A 14,906-nucleotide genomic window follows, 5' to 3' on the forward strand; every position below is an offset into this window, starting at 1 on the left:
TTTTATCATGTTATGAGTGTACAAAACGATGTATGACATCATAACTCAGTTGTTAATTTGTCTTCAGAAATCAGCCGATCTCATTTTCTTTGGTAGATTATAGATGTCCACTCCAAATATTGTTGATGCTAAAACTACTGAGCGGCCTTGTGTTTCAAATTTAATTCTTCAATTTTCCTTTGAGCTTCCTTTACATCAGAAACATAAAATATAGAAACCTTTGACTTCATTTCCTTCCGAAGTTTCTCTGCCTCTCTCTTGTTTTTAGTGGGCAACAAAGCAATGGAAATTTCGGCTTTATCAATTATTTGAAGTTTCTCTTTGATACCTCCCACTTTAGTTACTTTTCCATCCTTATTGATGCCACCTGTTACGGCAATGGGTATATGATTCTCAAAATCTCCTCTATTGTAAAGCCCTGATAATGCTAAGCTGAGACCTGCACTATGGCCACTAATTCCTTCTTTATCCCAATTCAATACCCAATCCATTTCATTTCCTAAATAATCTTGCACTGTTTCCACCATTTCCTTTGATGAATATTCTTTTCTGAGATGTAACCAGCTCAATAATTGTCTATTTTTAGCACCATAAATCATCATGTTGTCAATTTTAGTAATTGAAAGTACGTCCACACCTTGCTCAGTCAGTACTTTATGGATCAACTCTTTACTATCTTTTTTATCATAATCAATCTCACCTATACCGACCGAATAAATTCCAGATCCAGCGATTGACTCATGTGGCGGGATGTAATTCTTTACAGAATAAGCTGGTGCGGATGTATCAAAGAGTAGCAGAAACTCATAGGCAAACAATATACTTAACAGCACAATAGAAGCACCGAATGATTTCTTCAAGCTGGAATTTTTAAGGAAAACCAGAAAAAGTACACCTACTATTATGATGCCGTACAACAAGAATACTAAGAAAACAAGTGACCAAATAACATCAAAAAGGTAGAGTAACAATAAAATCGAGTAATAGACAAGCACGGATATAATTGTTAAAAGAATACTTTTTAACACAACTTCTTCCTCTCCTATTCGTTATTCACATTATTCCAGTTATCTTTTTTCCTATTCATACAAGAAGCCTCCACAGTCTTAAAAAACCGGGAGGCTGAGAAACATCTAGTTGAGTGAGTATGCTGTTGTAGTCATTAAGCTCAAAATGTTATCTTCTTGAACTGTATCACGAGCAACCTTGTTTCTTTGTAATTTACCACATTTCAAGCATTCATGGACAATTTGATAACCTTTTTTACCTGAATAATCTAACCTAATCGGTCTCATCAATCCGCTGCAAATGCTTGATCGATCACCTGGATGATCATCCAAGTGCTTTGAAAAGAGACAAAATGGACAGTGATTACGAAAGCTTCCATTTGTCAAAGGCATGACTCTTGCTCCACAATTCTCACATTGAAAAGCAGTGTTTTCTGTTAATCTACTCAATGTACTCTTCCTCCAAGACGATTTTTTTCATCTTTGGAGAAAGGGTTCTGTTTGTTTTCCTATTGTACATAGTTTCAGGCTTTTAAGGTGATTTTACAGATTCACCGCTTCGTTCTACAAAGCGATTACTTCTAGTTCCTGCTTCACAAGAGCTTATTGCATCTCCTGATCCGAACCACGATTGACTTTATTGATTTGTATCAACCACTGTAAGACAGACTTCTCCATCTTCCACTAGTAAGTGTTCATCCCTAATCACTGACATCGGCATCATCCCCTAGAAGACACGTTTGAGTTTAAAAAAACATTCAATCGATCACCCCGTTTATAGAAACTATAAATTATTCATAGAACCGGTCCCTCTCAAAACCGGTCATCCATTTCCCTTTCTACCTTCTGATTCCCATACTTCTTTATAATCAACTTCCCCACCTCAGACTTGTCGATTCCATCCTTTACCGCAAAATAGATGACGAAATATAAAATTAGCATACTAAAAATCCATAATAGGACAGCCATGAAACCCCTCCAATCTTTACTTGAAGATACTTCACACATGATATAGATATGATCTGTAGCTACAGCAGAAAAACTGTCCACATCACATATCACAAGATCTTACGCATCGAAGTCTATTTCCTTAAGCTTTTCCATCACCTTGGGATTAATCTGATTCTCTTCTTTATTAATCCATTTCTCATTCCTAATATCCTTGAACACATCACCAATTGACTTTAACTGATCCATTTGCTCAGCTGTAGGAGGATTGGTAACCATTTGATACAGCAAGGCCGTCGCGTTATCTACAGAAACAGTTAACTTAGGATTCAGCTCCCTAACTATATCGAACAAACGCTGAGCATTTTCCACGTCTATTAAGATTGGCTCAAGGACTGAACTTCTCTTCTGCGAATCCTGAAGGCCATTCACACCGATTTCCAACGCTACTTCCAACTTAGTTGTAAAAGCAGTACTCATCAACTCGTGTGCATCCTCGAAAAAAGCATAGGACGCAGGCTGATTATAGTGATCCTCCATATTCTCTTTTTTATAAAAGGTTGCTTTCTGATATCCCTCTTCTTTTTTATCGAATATGAATTTCTGGAAATATCGATTTGCATGCTCCCCCATGAACATAACAACTCCCGGTTTCCCATCAAAAGTTGCCGTACTGAAATCGATCGAACCTAACTGAACATACTCATCAAAAAGCGGATAGGTTTTTTCCCCGTCTTTCACTACGAGCAACCAGTTCTGTCCATCATCCCAGGCAAATTGGCCATTCTCCATTTTTCCTGCATTCACATACAGTTCGATAATTTCTTCCTCACCATCCCTATCGATGTCAAGGGTCATTTCTTTATAGAGAGTTTGTGGATACTTTTCAATTTTTGTTGCTTTAATCAAAGCAGAACCATTATTTGCATCACTTGGGGGCTCCACTTCCGTTGATTCGAGCGCTTTTTTCTGCTCCTCAACGGTCTTTAATAGCTCTTCATTTTCCAAGTTAATTTGCTCGATATGCTTCTTCAGTTCCTTAATCTCTTCCGTATGATTTTCATTTGACTGATTTGCATTCGATTTTTCAATACATCCTCCTAGAATTACTGCTACACACACAGTTCCTAGTAAAAGTCTCTTCATTTACTAACCTCCTCCTATGCATAGAATCAGTAGAACTGGCATTACCCACGGGAATTATACATAACATCCCCTGCTACAATCGTCATGACAACAGTAATATCGAGCATCTCTTCTTCATCCACTTTAAACAAGTCCTTATCTAAAACAGTAAAATCCGCATCAAAACCGACTGCTAGCTTCCCACGGGAATGTTCTTTTCCGATGGTCGCAGCACTTCCCGTTGTGAATAAACCGACCGCTTCAAATCGACTTAACTTCTCTTTCGGCAAATAGCCTTCGTGCGTTTGTCCAGGCTTTCTTCGCGTTACAGCTGCGTAAATGCCTAGTAGCGGGTCAACTTCCTCAATCGGTGCATCCGACCCCGCTCCGCAAATGAACCCTTCATCTAATAGCCGTTTCCATGCATACGCCCATTCATGAAGGTTCTCTGGTAAGCAATCCATTACCCACGGGAAATCCGACGGGACAAATGCCGGCTGAATATCGAGAACAACAGGAAGTTTCTTCATCCGCTCTACCAAATCATCACGCAACACATTCACATGAATGAGTCGATCACGTTTCCCTTCAGGCACAGGATACTTTTCAATCGCGTCCAACGCTTTTTCAACAGCTTTATCACCAATCAAATGAATGGCTACAGCTTCTCCATACTTTCTTGCAGTCGCAACCAGCGCATCAATTTCCTCATCTGTCACGACTGCATTGCCTGACGTTTCAGGTGCATCGGCATATGGTTCACTCAATAATGCCGTCCGTGCTCCGAGCGATCCGTCAATGAAGAATTTCATTTCTCCCGGATCGATCCATGGCTCATTATATGTCGCATGTTCCTCCATCAACCTTGAAAAAACCGTCGACCTTCTTAATAAATGCGCACGGAATTTCTTTTGTTCTCCAATTACGTTTTTAAACGCTTGTAATGGATTGTAGTAATCTCCATAATATCCCAAATCATCCGTTACAGCCCCTGTCAAACCTAGTGACAACAAGTCATCGACAGATTTCGCCAATGCTTCTGTCAGCATTCCTTCAGACGGCTGTGGAATTAATTGCAACAATCGATCCATTGGCCCTTCCTTTAAAAACCCAGTCGGTTCACCATTTTCGTCACGCTCAACAACGCCATCTTCAGGATCAGGCGAGTCTTTCGTAATCCCGGCCAATGCTAACGCTCTTGAATTGGCAAGTGCCGCATGCCGGCATGTCCGTTTCAACACCATCGGCGATTTCGTCACCTTGTCCAATTCCCATCGCGTAAAAATCTTTTGGTCAGCGAAATTGTTTTCATTCCACCCTTCACCAATGAACCACTCATCCTCGCTCAACTGTGGATATGCCTTCATTAACATATCCATCATCTCTTCTGAAGACGTGGCTTTCGACAAATCCAAGCTCAGTAATTTTTGTCCATGCCCAATCATATGCATATGATTGTCAATGAATCCTGGGTACAAGACTGCCCCTTTAAGATCGACAGTCTCATCTGCTTGGTCCTTCAATTGTTCATATGTACCAACTGCTAGTATTTTACCTTCTTCTGTTAGCAACGCTTCAGCTGTATCGCCTTCTCTTTCCATTGTATAAAGCGTGCCATTATGCCACATTGTCTTCATGTAAACGCCTCCTCTTCTCATCTTTTATTCTAAACTTTCATGCAACATTGAGCAATCCTACTGAATATCGATGTTATAATGAAGTTATCTAATTGAGGAGGGATTTTTTATGAGACTAACTGTTTACCTTGCAGGCGAAATCCATACGGCTTGGCGAGAAGAAGTAAAACAAAAAGTTGCCGTATTGAAATTGCCCATCGACTTCGTCGGCCCAATGGAAGACCACGATCGTTCCGATAATATCGGAGAAGAAATTCTCGGCAAACAACCGAATGCCATCTTCAAAGACGCAGCCGCATCAAGCTTCAATAACTTACGAACCGAACTGCTCATGAAAAAAGCGGATCTTGTCATCGCCCTATTTGGCGAGCAATACAAGCAGTGGAACACCGCGATGGATGCAAGTGCCGCCGTTGCATACGGCAAGCCACTCATCCTCATCCGTTCCGAACAACATCATCACCCATTAAAAGAATTATCCCGTAAAGCCCACGCCACCGTCGAAACAGTGGATCAAGCCGTCAAAGCACTACATTATATTTTCGAATGAAAAACAAGGCTCTCCCCTAATCGGGACAGCCTTGTTTTCATTTCTGCTAGCTATTTCTTCATCTAGCAACTATAAATTCCGCATTCTATCCTGCACTACTGCTGACTAAATCGGGGGGCGTATGTCAATAAGTGACGTTTATCGACGCGTTTGACTGTAAAACCGGGGCACGCGCGTCATTAAGTGATGTTTATCGACGCGTTAGACTGTAAAACCGGGGCGCACTCGTCATTAAGTAATGTTTAACGACGCGTTAGACTGCAAAACCGGGGCGCACGCGTCTTTAAGTGATGTTTATCGACGGGTTAGACTGCAAAACCAGGGGGCGCGCGTCATTAAGTGATGTTTATCGACGCGTTAGACAGTAAATCCGGTGATCGCGCGTCATTAAGTGATGTTTAACGACGCGTTAGACTGCAAATTCGGTGATCGCGCGTCATTAAGTAATGTTTATCGACGCGTTTGACTGCAAATTCGGTGATCGCGCGTCATTAAGTAATGTTTATCGACGCGTTTGACTGCAAAACCGGGGCGCACGCGTCATTAAGTGATCTTTATCGACGCGTTAGGCTGCAAATCCGGTGATCGCGCGTCAATAAATACGTTTATCGACGCGTTTGACTGCAAATCCAGTGCTTGCGCGTCAATAAATACGTTTATCCCTGAACATCTCGGCATTTTATCTTCTAACACCGCATAAACTCCATCTACCATCACATTTCCCCAAAATCCAACCAAAACCTTAATTTGTCAAAACCCATTTAGCGCGACCACCCCGTCACCAACTCCTACCACCCGCGGATTTAAAGATCTCTTACATCGAATGATCTAAAGTGCTTTCTTTTTAATTACTCTCTTGCATCTTACGTAACAAACAAGCTTCGAGCCAAATTGCGGCATAAACTCTTATAACTCAGCATTCTTCCTCTAAACGCCGCATAAACTCCCATAACTCCGCATACTCCTCACAAACGCCGCATAAACTCCGATAACTCCGCATACTTCTCACAAACGCAGCATATCAACATCAAACACCGCATATATTCATCAAACGCGGCAAATCCTCCAATAACTCAGCATATCCCCAAAAGCCCCCCGCCCAAATTTACAAACTCTTTACACATCCTTCACACTCCCTCAACAATCCACCCCTATACTAAAGGAAAGCCTCAAAACAATTAGGAGGATTTCTAAATGACACTAATGCACGAACGTATAAAAGAAAACCCACTGTCTGTCGTCCGTAATGAAAACTGGAAAAAGCCAATTTACGAAACGAATGGACTTAACCTTTGGTATGGAACATCACACGCACTCAAAAACATTGAGTTGTCCATTAATGAAAAAGAAGTAACGGCTATCATCGGACCATCTGGGTGTGGAAAATCTACATTCCTTAAAACACTTAACCGTATGGTGGAAACGACAGCGGACGTGACAATCTCTGGGAACGTCACCTTTAAAGGAAACAATATTCTAGGCAAAGCTATGCCCGTTGAAATTCTCCGTTCCAAAGTAGGAATGGTATTCCAAAAGCCAAATCCGTTTCCGAAATCAATTTTTGAGAATGTTGCATACGGCCCAAAAGTCCATGGCATTCGCAACAAAGCGATGCTGGAAACCATTGTTGAGGAAAGCTTGAAAAAAGCAGCTCTATGGGATGAAGTGAAAGATCGCTTGCATAAGAGTGCATACAGCTTATCTGGCGGTCAGCAACAACGTCTCTGTATCGCTCGTTGTCTAGCAGTCGATCCGGAAGTCATTTTAATGGATGAGCCGACTTCTGCACTTGACCCCGTTTCAACGCATAAAATCGAAGAATTGATTCGTTCCATTAAAAATGACGTGACGATCGCGATTGTTACACATAACATGCAGCAAGCTTCTCGTATTTCAGATCGTACTGCTTTCTTCTTAAACGGTGAAATCATTGAAGAGAACAAAACATCGACGATCTTCAATAATCCTACTGATACGTTAACTGACGACTACGTGAATGGGCGCTTTGGTTAATAGGTGTTGAACAAAATATTCAATTGTCTTTTCCAGCTCTACATTTCTTGACTTATTCCCCTATACAGCTTTACCTGAAAGTGTTCTATGACCCCCTCATAGAACACTTTTTCTATTAAAATAACATTCACATTTACAAAACCTTTACACTTTTACAATACTCACTTAACAATCAACCGTTATGCTGTAATTGTGAGAGGGAAACCCCCCTCATACTAAAACAGATCATTTACTTAGGGGAGGACTAGTTACATGAAGTTCAACAAGGTACTTTTATTTATGATCATTGCAGCATTCACCGTCATTATCGCAGCATGCGGATCCGAATCGGATGACAACAAGACAGATGCTGAAGCAGGCAATTCCTCAGAAAAGAATTCAGCATCAGCGAAAGAACCGGAAGCAGAAGAGCTTGAAGGAAGTGTTGTAATCGATGGATCAGGTACTGTGTATCCTTTAATGGCACGTTTAGCTGAAGAATATATGATAAACGAACAAGAAAATGTATCCGTAGAAGTTAGCCGTGCAGGTACGAGCGCAGGTTTCAAAAAATTCTTAGTAGAAAACGGTACAGACTTTAACGATGCTTCTCGCCAAATCAAAGACGAAGAAGCAGCTGAAGCAGACAAACTTGGTATTGAAGTGAAAGAATTAAAAGTAGCTTTGGATGGTCTGACATTTGTTATTAATAAAGACAATGACTGGGCTGATGAAATGACACCTGAACAATTGGTTAGTATCTTCCTTGCAGATGGCAACGTTAAAAAGTGGTCAGACATTAATCCAGAATGGCCAGATGAGAAAATCAATGCAATGGGGCCTAACGAAAACCACGGAACATATGAGTTCTTCTATGAAAAAATTCTAGATAAACAAGATATGGCGAGTGATGTAAACTTGCAACAAGAATACTCAACACTCGTAAACTTAGTATCTGAAGACAAAAACGGAATTGCGTTCTTTGGATTTGGCTACTACGTAAACAACCAAGACAAATTGCAAGCTGTATCCGTTGATTTCGGTAACGGTCCAGTAGAACCAGCTTTAGATACAATTTCTGAAGACGGTGCTTATGCAGACTTCACACGTCCTGTGTTCACGTACTTAAACGTGAACCACGCGAAAGAAAAGCCACAAGTGAAAGATTATGCAATCTATGTCATGAACAATATTAATAAATTTGCTGGTGAAACAGGCTTTGCACCAATTCCTGAAGCAGAAGTGAAAGAAACAATCAGCTTCTTGGAAGGTCTGAAATAACCATTAGTACTTGAGGATGGGGGCTACTTCTGGCCCTCATCTTCTTGCAACTTTGCGGAAGGGGTTCCTCTTATGATGAACAGCGAATTTACAAAAACAAAATCGGTCAGCATTCGAGATATGATAGACCAAAATCAACGGAGTAATTCCTTACGCCGGAAAATTGAACGGCTCATACCTGTCTTTCTACTCGTTCTCGCCTCCCTCTCGATTCTCACTACACTTGGTATCATTTGGACACTGTTGGCTGAAACGATCGAGTTCTTTAAACGTGTTCCAATTGTAGACTTCTTTACTGGAACCGTACTGAAACCTTTAAGTCAAACGCCTGAGTTTGGCGTGCTTCCTTTATTAATGGGAACGATCACTTCTTCACTGATTGCGATGGCGGTTGCAGCTCCAATTGGTTTAATGGCTGCCATTTACTTAAGTGAATATGCATCACCAAAAGTGCGTAAAGTCGTCAAACCATTATTAGAGCTACTGGCAGGTGTTCCGACAATTGTTTATGGATTCTTCGCTTTTACGTTCGTGACACCGTTATTGCGTGAATTCATTCCAAGCCTTCAAGCGACGAATATTTTAAGTCCCGGAATCGTCATGGGCGTCATGATCATCCCGATGATCGCCTCGTTATCTGAAGATGCGATGAGTTCCGTACCTCGGTCTATGCGCGAAGGAGCTTATGGCTTAGGCTCTACAAAACTTGAAGTAACACGAAGAGTAGTCATTCCGGCGGCTTTATCGGGCATTATTGCATCCTTCGTACTTGGGATCTCACGTGCGATCGGAGAAACGATGATCGTGACGATCGCAAGTGGTAGTACAAAGAATTTCACATTTGATATTACACAATCGATGCAGACGATGACGGCCTATATCGTCGAGGTAACTGGAGGAGACGCAGCTTCCGGATCTACCGTCTATTACAGTTTGTATGCAGTTGCCATGACCTTGTTTGTTTTCACATTGCTTATGAATCTACTTGCAAGAGCTGTTTCTAAGAAGTTCAGGGAGGAATATTAAGATGCACCAACAGAGCGAAACAACACTTATGAGACGCATGAAATTCCGTTTACTGCTTAACCAGATCTCAAAATTCATATTCATGCTCTCCGCATTTTTTGGACTGTTCTTCCTCGTCGTTTTACTTGTACGCGTTGTGTCAGAAGGTATCGGGGCAATTAACATCGACTTCCTTACCGGTAAACTTTCCACACAACCAGAACGAGCAGGCATTATGGGTGCGATCCTCGGTACGTTTTGGCTAATGCTTGTTGTCGCTCCTGTAACGATGTTCCTAGGAGTTGGTACGGCTATTTACTTGGAGATGTATGCGAAGAAAGGGAAATTGGTCGGTTTTATTCAAACAAACATTTCAAACTTAGCGGGTGTACCTTCCATCGTGTATGGAATTCTTGGTCTGACTGTTTTTGTCCGTGTACTAGACTTAGGTAGTGTCGTTCTTGCTGGTGGATTGACGATGTCTCTTCTAATCTTGCCGATTGTCATCGTTGCAAGTCAGGAAGCAATTCGAGCCATTCCGTTCCAATTAAGTGAAGCTTCATATGGATTAGGAGCGACAAAATGGCAAACAATCCAACGCATCATCTTACCTGCTGCACTGCCTGGCATTTTGACAGGAGCAATCCTTTCATTATCAAGAGCAATCGGGGAGACTGCCCCATTAGTCGTCATCGGTATTCCAGCGCTACTCATCCCCTTCCCGGGCGGTATAATGGATCGTTTCACTGTATTGCCAATGCAAATTTACTACTGGACGCTAGACGCTTCACTCGTTGCAGAATATGCAAATCTCGCAGCAGCTACAATCATTGTCCTGTTGGTTGCATTATTCGTCTTGAACTCAACGGCGATCATTATTCGCAATAAGTTTCAACGCGTTTTTTAATCAACCTAAACAACAAGGAAGAAGAGATCCCCCCTCTTCTCTCCCTCCTATAATTAAAAAGACTGGAAACCTCTCAACAGAGAAGTTTCCAGTCTTTTTTACTTATCCTTCTAATCCCATTTCTTGTCGTACTGCATCTGCGATTTTATTCACATACCGCTCACATGCATCGTGATCTGGCGCTTCCACCATTACACGTACAAGTGGCTCAGTTCCTGACGGACGAACGAGCACTCTTCCGTTGCCAGCCATCTCCTCTTCAACTTCTTTAATGACAGCTGCAACTTTTTCGTTTTCAGTCACTTTATGTTTATCTGTTACGCGAACATTGACAAGTTCTTGCGGGTAAATTGTCATTTCACTTGCTAGTTCCGATAACTTCTTACCGGTTTTCTTCATAATGTTCACAAGTTGTAAAGCGGTTAACAACCCATCACCCGTCGTGTTGTAATCAAGGAAAATAATGTGGCCGGATTGCTCTCCACCAAGATTATAATTTCCTTTTTTCATTTCTTCGACGACATAGCGATCTCCAACCGCTGTTTTCACACTTGTCATACCATGCGTATCTAACGCCTTGTAGAAACCAAGATTACTCATGATCGTTGAAACAATCGTGTTTGACTTTAGACGACCTTTTGAATGCAAGTGCTGACCGATAATAAACATGATCTGATCTCCATCGACCACTCGTCCAAGTTCATCTACTGCAATGAGTCGATCTCCATCGCCGTCAAACGCTAGACCAACGTCTGCATTCTTTTCAACGACTAGCTTACAAAGTCCTTCCGGATGAGTAGAACCTACTCCGTCGTTAATATTTAATCCATTTGGTGATGCGCCAATTGTTGATAAGTCGGCATCCAAATCAGCAAATACGTGTGTTGCTAATGTTGAAGTTGCACCATGTGCGCAGTCCAATGCAATATGAAGGTCTGTGAATTCTTCATCCACTGTCTGTTTCAAGTATTGGATGTATTTATGGCCACCTTCAAAGTAATCCGTTACTGTTCCAACATCCGCGCCAGTCGGTCGAGGTAAGTTATCCGTTTCAGCGTTTAAGAGTGTTTCAAATTCTTCCTCCTGCTCATCTGTCAGCTTAAAGCCATCTGCACCAAAAAACTTGATGCCGTTATCTTCCACTGGATTGTGAGATGCGGAAATCATTACACCTGCATCAGCATTCATCGCACGAGTCAAATAAGCAACACCAGGTGTACTGATCACACCAAGTCTCATCACTTCCACGCCAGTAGATAAAAGCCCTGCAATTAGTGCATTCTCAAGCATATTGCCTGAAATTCTTGTATCGCGACCAACAAGCACTTGAGCCGTTTCATGCGAATCTTTTGTTAACACATGCCCACCAATTCTTCCTAATTTAAATGCAAGCTCTGGTGTCAATTCTGTATTTGCCACTCCACGGACTCCATCTGTTCCAAAATACTTCGTCATCATTCATTCTCCCTTTCAATGCTGATTCATCAGCTTGTTCATCATCAAGCGAGCTTGATCTCAACTGTCACTTCTTCTGTAGAAAGTTCCCAAGCGACCTGATTTGGCGCTTGTACATTCAGTGGATAGACATGTTGCCCTTCACTAGCAGTCTCAGAAGCATCCACCGTTATTATAAAATCAGTTATGTCCAGCTCATTGAGTACTTCTTCTTTCGCAGTGACCGTCAGATCGACAACCCCTGACTCAGGTTTAATAAAAGTGCTCGTAAATTTTTCATCGAGCTTGTTTACAATGATCGGGATACCTTTAAATTCTCTCGTGACATCCTCTTCTTCAGGTTGTATGGAAACGTCGGTCGTCTCTTCTTCAGGTTTTACACTCGCTTCAACATTTACAGTAATCTTGCTTTCCGATAGACTTGATACGCCCTTCGGCTTCTTGAGCGTCAACTCCATAGAGCCTGATTCTTCTACTTTAGATACATCAACATCCACGCGTATTTCTTTAATCGAATCAAGGATACTCTTCGGTCCGTATAATCTTACCGTTCTTGTTTCAGTCTTCAACGCATCAATCGTTATATTGTCAGCAGGTGTTCCACGTTGACGAAGCACGATTGGTACTTCTTTATTGTTTTCTTCCACGTCAACTTTCACTACGACATCAGCAGGTTCGATCGTTACATTCAACTTATTTAACTCACGGTCAAGCACACGGACTCTCGCTTTTTGCTCAAACGATTTATTTATACCTGGATCACCTGTTGCTGAAACCTTCACAAAGCTAATTGATTCAATTACACTTTTCGCACCGGTTACTTGAACGGAGGAAGGTTCCACTTCCATATTTGCAACATAGAAATCGTCAGCGAGGAGTCTTTCATTCAATTCAGCATCTACCTTGAACGACTGTGTAATTTTTTCTTCAATGACAACATCGACAGTTGCCGGGTCTAACCGTACGTCTAACTTCTCCGATACATTTTCAGTTAGAATCTTCACTTTATGTCGACCATTAGGCAAACTTCTCAAATCGACTTTTAACGTGAAATCTTTCAGTAGTTTTGTTGTTTTCACTAAATTGGCTGGTCCATCAATTGTCATATTGACGGTCTCTGGGACGCCTGTGACGACTAAGTTTTCATTATCATAATACACTTCTACAGGAACATCATTAATAATATCTTGCATATCCCCGACAGCGTTTTTGTTTGTTTTGTCATCCTCCGCTTTGACAGAAAAGAATAGGACAATGGCAAGTGCCAAAGCTGTAAAACGAAGAAACCATGGGGAATCCATGAACTTATCCGTCATTCCGCTTCCCCCTTTTCCAGAATGAAGTAGAAGTTACCTGTTCTTCTCCACCAAACCAAACTTTCCGTAGTTGCTTTTCGAATTCTTCCATTGACAGATTACGGTTAATATCACCATTTGCTGTAATACTGACGGCACCTGTCTCTTCTGAAACAATGATTGTTATTGCATCCGTAACTTCACTAATGCCTAATGCGGCCCGATGGCGTGTACCCAGTTCTTTAGAGATAAACGGATTTTCAGAAAGTGGCAAATAGCAACCGGCTGCAGCAATACGATTTTTTTGTAAAATAACCGCTCCATCATGTAACGGTGTGTTCGGGATGAAAATATTAATGAGCAACTCGGAAGTTACGTTGGAGTTCATCTGGATGCCTGTTTCAATATATTCACTTAGACCCGTTTCTCTTTCTATGGAAATAAGCGCGCCAATCCGACGTTTTGCCATATAACTGACAGACTTATTGAACGCTTCTATCAAACGGTCTCGTTCCTCTTCTTCCTGCATGGCCGAACGTGCAAACAATCGGCCGCGGCCCAATTGCTCCAAAGCTCGCCTCAATTCAGGTTGGAAAATGATGATTACCACTAGAAAACCGTATGTAAGGACTTGCTCCATCATCCAATTCAACGTATCAAGACCTAAGTATCTGGTCAAAATATTGGCGAATAGGATCACAAATATCCCTTTTAGTAATTGAACTGCCTTCGTTCCTTTGACGATTGTAATCAGTTTATAGAAAACAAACCAAACGAGAAGCACATCCACGATATTTTTCAGTATTTCTACTGGACTTGAACTTGTAATTGACTCCCACACAGGCATGTGCTTCCCTCACTTTCATCCCAAATTCTTAATTACTAGTATAGCATACAGCTGTCCGCCAATGCTTCTGAAACGTCAATGCATAGCGCGTGCTACGGGAGGAGTCTTTCGCTGTCATCGGTACAGAAAGACTGCAGAATAACTCTCTACTTCCCTTTCGCAACATAAAACGATCGGACGCTTTTATGAAACGTAACCGATCGTTTTTCCTTGCTATTCTTCTACAGGTTCACTTTTTGATGAAGGTACAACTTCTTTGAAAACTTCTTTGATTTTATACCATAGCCAATCAAATACTTTATCAATTTCTTCGATGTTTCCTGTAACGACAGCAGTCGATGCCATATATTTAGAGCCGTGGATAACAGTTACATTACCGTCAACTTCTCCTTCAATACGAATGTCGCCATTTTTCACGACAAGATCTCCTTTTACAACTTCACCAGCTGGAACTACGACAGTTTCGCCTTCAATGACCAGGTTCGGTTGCTTTGTGAAGGAGAATTGCTGATTGTTGTTGAAATTGGAAAAGAGCGTTGCACTCATTAATATGAAAAATAGTGCAGCGGCTGCTACTAATGGATGCCTTCTTAACAGACGCTGAAATCCTGCTTGCGATTTTTCTTTCGGGAGACGTGTCATGACGTCTGAGACAAATCCTTCCGGTGCTTGAACGGGCTCTGCACGTTGAAGGAATAGAGCCGACATTTTAAATTCTTCCATCATGTCTCTGCATTTCGGACATGCAGCTAAATGCTCTTGTAACATTTGCTCTTCTTCACGGCTAATGTCTCCGTCTAAATACGCGTGCATTAAGTGGATCACTGGTTCCTGACACGTATTCATACTTAGTTCCC

Annotated in this window: 14 protein-coding genes and 1 other annotated feature; of the genes, 5 read left to right on the plus strand and 9 right to left on the minus strand. The window is 41.6% G+C overall.

The annotated features are described in order from the left end of the window. Positions 1–134: 134 nt before the first annotated feature. From QT711_RS09010 to QT711_RS09030, 5 genes are all read right to left on the minus strand, one after another. Entirely contained in the window at positions 135–1,028 is an 894-nt protein-coding gene (locus QT711_RS09010; protein WP_317943610.1) for a S16 family serine protease, read from the minus strand. 105 nt (positions 1,029–1,133) lie between these two features. Further along, entirely contained in the window at positions 1,134–1,457 is a 324-nt protein-coding gene (locus QT711_RS09015; RefSeq protein WP_317943611.1) for an RNHCP domain-containing protein, read from the minus strand. Between the two features lie 81 nt (positions 1,458–1,538). Beyond that, positions 1,539–1,712 (minus strand) — a sequence feature (16S ribosomal RNA rRNA prediction is too short). A 108-nt stretch (positions 1,713–1,820) separates the two neighbouring features. Then, entirely contained in the window at positions 1,821–1,976 is a 156-nt protein-coding gene (locus QT711_RS09020) for a hypothetical protein (RefSeq protein WP_317943613.1), read from the minus strand. Positions 1,977–2,075: 99 nt separating this feature from the next. Then, entirely contained in the window at positions 2,076–3,101 is a 1,026-nt protein-coding gene (locus tag QT711_RS09025; RefSeq protein ID WP_317943615.1) for a hypothetical protein, read from the minus strand. A 41-nt stretch (positions 3,102–3,142) separates the two neighbouring features. Continuing rightward, positions 3,143–4,717, minus strand: a complete 1,575-nt coding sequence (locus tag QT711_RS09030; protein WP_317943616.1) for an amidohydrolase — start codon at positions 4,715–4,717, stop codon at positions 3,143–3,145. A 109-nt stretch (positions 4,718–4,826) separates the two neighbouring features. Between QT711_RS09030 and QT711_RS09035 the strand changes: the two genes are divergently transcribed. The 5 genes from QT711_RS09035 to pstA all read left to right on the plus strand — a co-directional run bounded on the left by QT711_RS09035 (position 4,827) and on the right by pstA (position 10,452). Further along, a complete protein-coding gene (locus tag QT711_RS09035; RefSeq protein ID WP_317943618.1) occupies positions 4,827–5,267 on the plus strand; it encodes a YtoQ family protein in 441 nt (146 codons plus the stop codon). A gap of 1,203 nt (positions 5,268–6,470) precedes the next feature. Beyond that, a complete protein-coding gene (gene pstB, locus QT711_RS09040) occupies positions 6,471–7,280 on the plus strand; it encodes a phosphate ABC transporter ATP-binding protein PstB (protein ID WP_317943793.1) in 810 nt (269 codons plus the stop codon). Positions 7,281–7,532: 252 nt separating this feature from the next. Further along, positions 7,533–8,540: a PstS family phosphate ABC transporter substrate-binding protein gene (locus QT711_RS09045; RefSeq protein ID WP_317943619.1), complete on the plus strand. Its 1,008-nt coding sequence runs from the start codon at positions 7,533–7,535 to the stop codon at positions 8,538–8,540. A gap of 75 nt (positions 8,541–8,615) precedes the next feature. Further along, the gene (gene pstC / locus QT711_RS09050; RefSeq protein WP_317943795.1) at positions 8,616–9,566 is read left to right on the plus strand and encodes a phosphate ABC transporter permease subunit PstC; all 951 of its coding nucleotides are present in this window, start codon (positions 8,616–8,618) and stop codon (positions 9,564–9,566) included. Position 9,567: 1 nt separating this feature from the next. Continuing rightward, complete coding sequence (pstA, locus tag QT711_RS09055) at positions 9,568–10,452, plus strand: phosphate ABC transporter permease PstA (RefSeq protein WP_317943620.1); 885 nt, start codon at positions 9,568–9,570, stop codon at positions 10,450–10,452. Positions 10,453–10,554: 102 nt separating this feature from the next. On the opposite strand, the gene glmM is transcribed toward pstA, so the two are convergent. From glmM to QT711_RS09075, 4 genes are all read right to left on the minus strand, one after another. Continuing rightward, entirely contained in the window at positions 10,555–11,907 is a 1,353-nt protein-coding gene (glmM, locus tag QT711_RS09060) for a phosphoglucosamine mutase (protein WP_317943621.1), read from the minus strand. A 44-nt stretch (positions 11,908–11,951) separates the two neighbouring features. Then, the gene (locus tag QT711_RS09065; RefSeq protein ID WP_317943622.1) at positions 11,952–13,223 is read right to left on the minus strand and encodes a CdaR family protein; all 1,272 of its coding nucleotides are present in this window, start codon (positions 13,221–13,223) and stop codon (positions 11,952–11,954) included. Next, the gene (gene cdaA / locus QT711_RS09070; protein WP_317943624.1) at positions 13,213–14,049 is read right to left on the minus strand and encodes a diadenylate cyclase CdaA; all 837 of its coding nucleotides are present in this window, start codon (positions 14,047–14,049) and stop codon (positions 13,213–13,215) included. The genes QT711_RS09065 and cdaA overlap by 11 nt, the downstream gene beginning before the upstream one ends. A gap of 213 nt (positions 14,050–14,262) precedes the next feature. Further along, entirely contained in the window at positions 14,263–14,895 is a 633-nt protein-coding gene (locus QT711_RS09075) for an anti-sigma factor (protein WP_317943625.1), read from the minus strand. Between the last annotated feature and the right edge of the window lie 11 nt (positions 14,896–14,906).

The organism is Sporosarcina saromensis (genome assembly GCF_033253735.1).
GTDB classification, from domain to species: domain Bacteria; phylum Bacillota; class Bacilli; order Bacillales_A; family Planococcaceae; genus Sporosarcina; species Sporosarcina saromensis.